Source organism: Actinomadura darangshiensis (genome assembly GCF_004349235.1).
Lineage (GTDB): Bacteria > Actinomycetota > Actinomycetes > Streptosporangiales > Streptosporangiaceae > Spirillospora > Spirillospora darangshiensis.
This window is the reverse complement of sequence record NZ_SMKY01000448.1, coordinates 1-5,333: the sequence shown is the minus strand read 5'-3', so window position 1 is coordinate 5,333 and position 5,333 is coordinate 1. Positions and strand designations below refer to the sequence as shown.

The 5,333-nt window shown below is 72.9% G+C and carries 5 protein-coding genes; 4 read left to right on the top strand and 1 reads right to left on the bottom strand.

All coding sequences use genetic code 11. The features are described from left to right. Positions 1–254: hypothetical protein (locus tag E1293_RS49045; protein ID WP_207939480.1), on the bottom strand; the 254-nt coding region annotated here is incomplete at its 3' end. Positions 255–498: 244 nt separating this feature from the next. Here E1293_RS49045 and E1293_RS44210 point away from each other — a divergent pair. From E1293_RS44210 to alaS, 4 genes are all read left to right on the top strand, one after another. Then, the gene (locus E1293_RS44210; protein WP_243717482.1) at positions 499–1,758 is read left to right on the top strand and encodes a replication-associated recombination protein A; all 1,260 of its coding nucleotides are present in this window, start codon (positions 499–501) and stop codon (positions 1,756–1,758) included. Between the two features lie 108 nt (positions 1,759–1,866). Further along, entirely contained in the window at positions 1,867–2,289 is a 423-nt protein-coding gene (locus tag E1293_RS44205) for a DUF948 domain-containing protein (RefSeq protein WP_132205694.1), read from the top strand. Next, positions 2,286–2,621, top strand: coding sequence for a hypothetical protein (locus tag E1293_RS44200; RefSeq protein WP_132205692.1), 336 nt, complete (start codon positions 2,286–2,288; stop codon positions 2,619–2,621). Before E1293_RS44205 ends, E1293_RS44200 begins: the two co-directional genes overlap by 4 nt. 1 nt (position 2,622) lies before the next feature. Next, entirely contained in the window at positions 2,623–5,292 is a 2,670-nt protein-coding gene (alaS, locus tag E1293_RS44195) for an alanine--tRNA ligase (RefSeq protein WP_132205690.1), read from the top strand. Positions 5,293–5,333: the final 41 nt, after the last annotated feature.

The window sequence follows — 5,333 nt, the reverse complement described above, 5'->3', positions numbered from 1 at the left end:
TTCATGGGCGGGGCGGTCAATGCCGCGTGTACGGGGCTGTGGAAGCCGTGGAGGGGCGAAGCCCCGGCGTCCGGCTGCGCGTGGCCGGTGAAGGCGGACGCGACGCCGACGGGCACGCTCACGGCGTGCTGGGTGCACACCCGTGCAGGGGGCGCGTGGCCCAGCCCGTAGCTGAACACCAGTCCGCCCAAGGCGAACAGCGCCACGAGCAGACCTGCGAGCCCATGGCGCCGACGTGGGGCCGTACCGGACACCGTCACGCTCCTGAATGCGCCTTCCGGGCTGTTCCAACGCCGGGCCCGGTCCCCGGGTTCCCGGACGGCCGGGAGTGTCCGTGCCGAGAGATAGTGTCGGAGCGTGACCAGCAGGGCGGAATCGGGCGAGCCGGAGGGCCTCTTCGACGCGCCGGCGGCGGACCGGGCCGCCGCGCGGGCGCCTGACCCGGCCGTGCCCGCCGCCTCCGGGCGGGGCGGCGCGGAGCAGCCGCTCGCCGTCCGGATGCGCCCCCGCGCGCTGGACGAGGTCGTCGGGCAGGGCCACCTCCTCGGCCCCGGCACCCCGATCCGGCAGCTCGTCGACCGCGACGTGCCGATGTCGCTGATCCTGTGGGGCCCGCCCGGGACGGGCAAGACCACCCTCGCCACCGTCGTCAGCCACGTCACGTCCCGCCGCTTCGTGGAGATCTCCGCGGTCAGCGACGGCGTCAAGCGCGTCCGCGCCGAGATCGACCTCGCGCGCCGCGAGCTGGGCATGGCGGGGCGGCAGACCGTCCTGTTCGTCGACGAGGTGCACCGCTTCAACAAGGCCCAGCAGGACGCCCTGCTCCCCGCCGTGGAGAACCGCTGGGTCTCCTTCATCGGTGCCACCACCGAGAACCCGTTCTTCTCCGTGATCAGCCCGCTGCTGTCCCGCTCGCTGCTGCTGACCCTGGAGCCGCTCGGCGACGACGACCTGCGCGAGGTGATCCGCCGGGCCCTCACCGAGGAGCGCGGCCTGAACGGCGCGGCCACCCTCGACGGCGCCGCCGAGGACCACCTGATCCGGCTGGCCGGCGGCGACGCCCGCCGCACCCTCACCTACCTGGAGGCCGCCGCCCTCGTCGTCGACGACGGCGGGGTGATCGACGCCGATGTGCTGGAGAAGGCGGTCGACCGGGCCGCCGTCCGCTACGACCGCGAGGGCGACCAGCACTACGACGTCATCAGCGCGTTCATCAAGAGCATCCGCGGCAGCGACGTCGACGCGGCGCTGCACTACCTCGCCCGCATGATCGAGGCGGGGGAGGACGCCCGGTTCATCGCCCGGCGGCTCATCGTGCACGCCAGCGAGGACATCGGCATGGCCGACCCGACCGCGCTGCAGACCGCGGTCGCCGCGGCGCAGGCGGTCGAGTTCGTCGGCCTGCCCGAGGCCCGCATCAACCTCGCCCAGGCGGTGATCCACCTGTCCCTGGCGCCGAAGTCCAACGCGGTCATCACGGCGGTGGACGGGGCGCTCGGCGACGTCCGCAAGGGGCTGGCCGGGGCGGTCCCCGGGCATCTGCGCGACGCGCACTACAAGGGCGCCGCGAAGATCGGGCACGGGGAGGGCTACAAGTACGCGCACGACCACCCCGGCGGCGTGGTGAAACAGCAGTACGCGCCCGACCCGGTGCACGGACGGGAGTACTATCGCCCGACCAGGCACGGCGCCGAGTCCCGGTTCACCGAGGTGCTCGCCCGGATCCGGTCCGTGCTGCGCGGCACCGCGGACCGGTGAAGATCGATCTTCCCTGGCCGGTGCTCCCGCCATGCGGCGTGGCGTACCGGTAAGGTCTGTCTCGCCATGCCCGGCCCCGTGCCGACCCCACGCGAACGGAAAGCCCTGATGCTCACTGGTGGACAGCTAGCAGGTCTCATCGTGGCCGTGTTCTGGGCGGTGCTGGTCGCGTTCATCGCGCTCACCCTGCTGAAGCTCTCCCGCCTCCTCGGCGAGGCCAGCAAGGTCGTCCAGGACATCGGCGACCAGGCCGGCCCGCTGATGGACGACATGACCCGCACGGTGAAGCGCGCGAACGAGCAGCTCGGCCGCACCGACGTCATCACCAAGCAGGTCGCCGGCGTCACCCAGAACGTCTCCGCCGTCACCACCGTGATGACCTCGGTGGTCGGCGGGCCGCTGGTGAAGGCCGCGGCCTTCTCCTACGGCGTCCGCAAGGCCCTCGGCGGCCGCGACGGCGACGGCGACGGCCGGAACCATTCCGGCAGGCCCGAGCTGCAGGCCCGGCCCTCGGGTAAGGGACGCAGATGAGACGGCTGTTCTGGCTCGGCGTCGGCGCGGGCGCCGGCGTCTACGTCACGCATCGCGTCAAGCGGCGCGTGGAGCGGTTCACCCGCACCTGGTCCCCCGAGGGGGTCGCGGCGCGGGCCGTGTCCACCGGGCAGGGCGCCGGCGACCGGCTGAGGCTTTTCGCCGCGGACGTGCGTACCGGAATGCATGCCCGTGAACAGGAGCTCCGCGAGGCCGTCCGCATGGACCGGGAACCGCCGGACGCCGAGCTGTCCGACTACCGGGGCCCCCGGCCGCGCCGGGTGCTCAAGGCGCGCTACACGATCATCGAGAACGACAAGGATGGCCACTGATATGGAGTCGGCAGAGGTCGCACGCCGCTTCCTCGCATTCTACGAGGAGCGCGGGCACACGGTGGTGCCCTCGGCCAGCCTGGTCGCCGAGGACCCGACCCTGCTGCTGGTCAACGCCGGCATGGTCCCGTTCAAGCCGTACTTCCTCGGCCAGCGCACCCCGCCGTCGCCGCGGATGACCAGCGCGCAGAAGTGCGTGCGCACGCCGGACATCGAAGAGGTCGGCAGGACCACCCGGCACGCGACGTTCTTCCAGATGCTGGGCAACTTCTCCATCGGCGACTACTTCAAGGAGCAGGCGATCCCGTTCGCCTGGGAACTGCTCACCGGGTCGCGGGCCGACGGCGGCTTCGGGTTCCCCGAAGAGAAGCTGTGGGTCACCGTCTTCACCGACGACGACGAGGCCGCCGGCATCTGGCACGACAAGGTCGGCGTGCCCCGCGACCGCATCCAGCGGCGCGGCATGGAGGACAACTTCTGGTCGATGGGCGTCCCCGGCCCGTGCGGCCCCTGCTCGGAGATCTACTACGACCGCGGCCCCGAGTACGGCCGCGAGGGCGGCCCGGTCGCCGACGAGGACCGCTACCTCGAGGTGTGGAACCTCGTCTTCATGCAGTACGAGCGGGGCCCGGGGGAGAGCAAGACCGACTTCCCGATCCTCGGCGACCTGCCCGCGAAGAACATCGACACCGGCATGGGCCTGGAGCGCATGGCGGCGATCCTGCAGGGCGTCGACAACATCTACGAGACCGACACCCTGTGGCGGGTCCTCGACCGCGCCGCCGGCCTGACCGGCGTCTCCTACGGCCGCGACCACCGCGCCGACGTGTCGCTGCGCGTCGTCGCCGACCACGTCCGCAGCGGGACGATGATGGTCGCGGACGGCATCCGCCCGTCCAACGAGGGCCGCGGCTACGTGCTGCGCCGCATCCTGCGCCGCTCCATCCGCAACCTGCGCCTGCTCGGCGGGCAGGACGCGGGGCTGATGCACGAGCTGACCGACGTCGCGATCAAGGCGATGGGCGAGCAGTACCCCGAGCTGGTGCGCACGGCCGCGAACATCCACACGGTCGTCGACGCCGAGGAGGACTCCTTCCTCCAGACGCTCCGCACCGGCACCGCGATCTTCGACACGGCCGCCGAGGAGACCAAGCGGTCCGGCGGCGCGACGCTGGCGGGCGAGCAGGCGTTCAAGCTGCACGACACCTACGGCTTCCCGATCGACCTCACCCTGGAGATGGCGTCCGAGCAGGGCCTCCAGGTGGACGAGGGCGGCTTCCGCCGGCTCATGCAGGAGCAGCGGGACCGCGCGAAGAAGGACGCCCGCGACAAGAAGACCGGCAACCTGGACGTCTCGGTCCTGGACGAGCTGCTCACCGGCGCGGGCGGCAGGGTCGACTTCACCGGCTACGGCAGCCTCGCCGGCGACGCCCGCCTCGTCGGGCTGCTGGTCAACGGCGCCAACGCGCCCGCCGCCGGGGAGGGCACCGATGTCGAGGTCGTCCTCGACCGCACCCCGTTCTACGCCGAGGGCGGCGGCCAGCTCGCCGACCAGGGCCTGATCCGGTTCGGCAACGGCGCCGTCGTCGAGGTGACCGACGTGCAGGCGCCGCTCGCCGGGCTCATCGTGCACCGCGGGCGCGTCCGCACCGGCGAGGCGCAGGCCGGCGACACCGCCTACGCCGAGGTCGACGTGGAGCGGCGCCGGGCGATCTCCCGCTCGCACACCGCCACGCACATGGTGCACGCCGGGTTCCGCCGCACGCTCGGCGAGTCCGCCGCGCAGGCCGGGTCGGAGAACTCGCCCGGCCGGTTCCGGTTCGACTTCACCGCGTCCGGCGCCGTGCCCGCGAGCGTGCTCCGGGACGTCGAGGACGAGGTCAACGAGGTCCTGGTCGGCGACCACGACGTCCGCGCCTTCCACACCTCGATCGACGAGGCCCGCGCCATGGGCGCGCTCGCCCTGTTCGGCGAGAAGTACGGCGACGAGGTCCGGGTCGTCGAGGTCGGCGACTACTCCCGCGAGCTGTGCGGCGGCACGCACGTCGCCCGCTCCGGGCAGCTCGGCCTGATCAAGGTGCTGGGCGAGTCGTCGATCGGCGCCGGCGTCCGCCGCGTCGAGGCGCTCGTCGGCATCGACGCGTTCCGCTTCCTCGCCCGCGAGAGCGTCCTCGTGGCGCAGCTCGCCGAGCAGATGAAGGCCCGCAAGGAGGAGCTGCCCGAGCGGATCTCGGGGGTCGTCTCCCGGCTCCGCGACGCGGAGAAGGAGCTGGACAAGCTCCGCTCCCAGCAGATCCTCGCGATCGCCGGGTCCCTTGCCGACGCGGCCGACGACGTCGGCGGCATCGCGTTCGTCGGGCACCGCGCACCGGACGGCACCGGCGCCGACGACCTGCGCAGGCTCGCCGTCGACATCCGCGGCCGGCTCACGGCGCGGCCCGCGGTCGTGATGGTCACCAGCATGCCCAAGGACCGTCCCGTTGTGGTCGTCGCTGTCAACCAGGGCGCGCGCGACCGCGGCCTCAAGGCCGGCGCGCTCGTCGGCCGCGCCGCCAAGGCGCTCGGCGGGGGCGGCGGCGGGAAGGACGACCTCGCCCAGGGCGGGGGCGCCGACCCGGCGGCCATCGGCGAGGCGCTCGCCGCGGTCCGGCAAGCCGTAGGGGCCGCGTGAGCCCGGCATTTCGGGGCATGGGACAAACGCCTGGCCGAACG

Excerpts from the sequence above, each read along its gene's own strand:
- E1293_RS44205 (WP_132205694.1), top strand. The coding sequence starts at position 1,867 with ATGCTCACTGGTGGACAGCTAGCAGGTCTCATCGTGGCCGTGTTCTGG.
- E1293_RS44200 (WP_132205692.1), top strand. The coding sequence starts at position 2,286 with ATGAGACGGCTGTTCTGGCTCGGCGTCGGCGCGGGCGCCGGCGTCTAC.
- alaS (WP_132205690.1), top strand. The coding sequence starts at position 2,623 with ATGGAGTCGGCAGAGGTCGCACGCCGCTTCCTCGCATTCTACGAGGAG.
- E1293_RS44210 (WP_243717482.1), top strand. The coding sequence starts at position 499 with ATGCGCCCCCGCGCGCTGGACGAGGTCGTCGGGCAGGGCCACCTCCTC.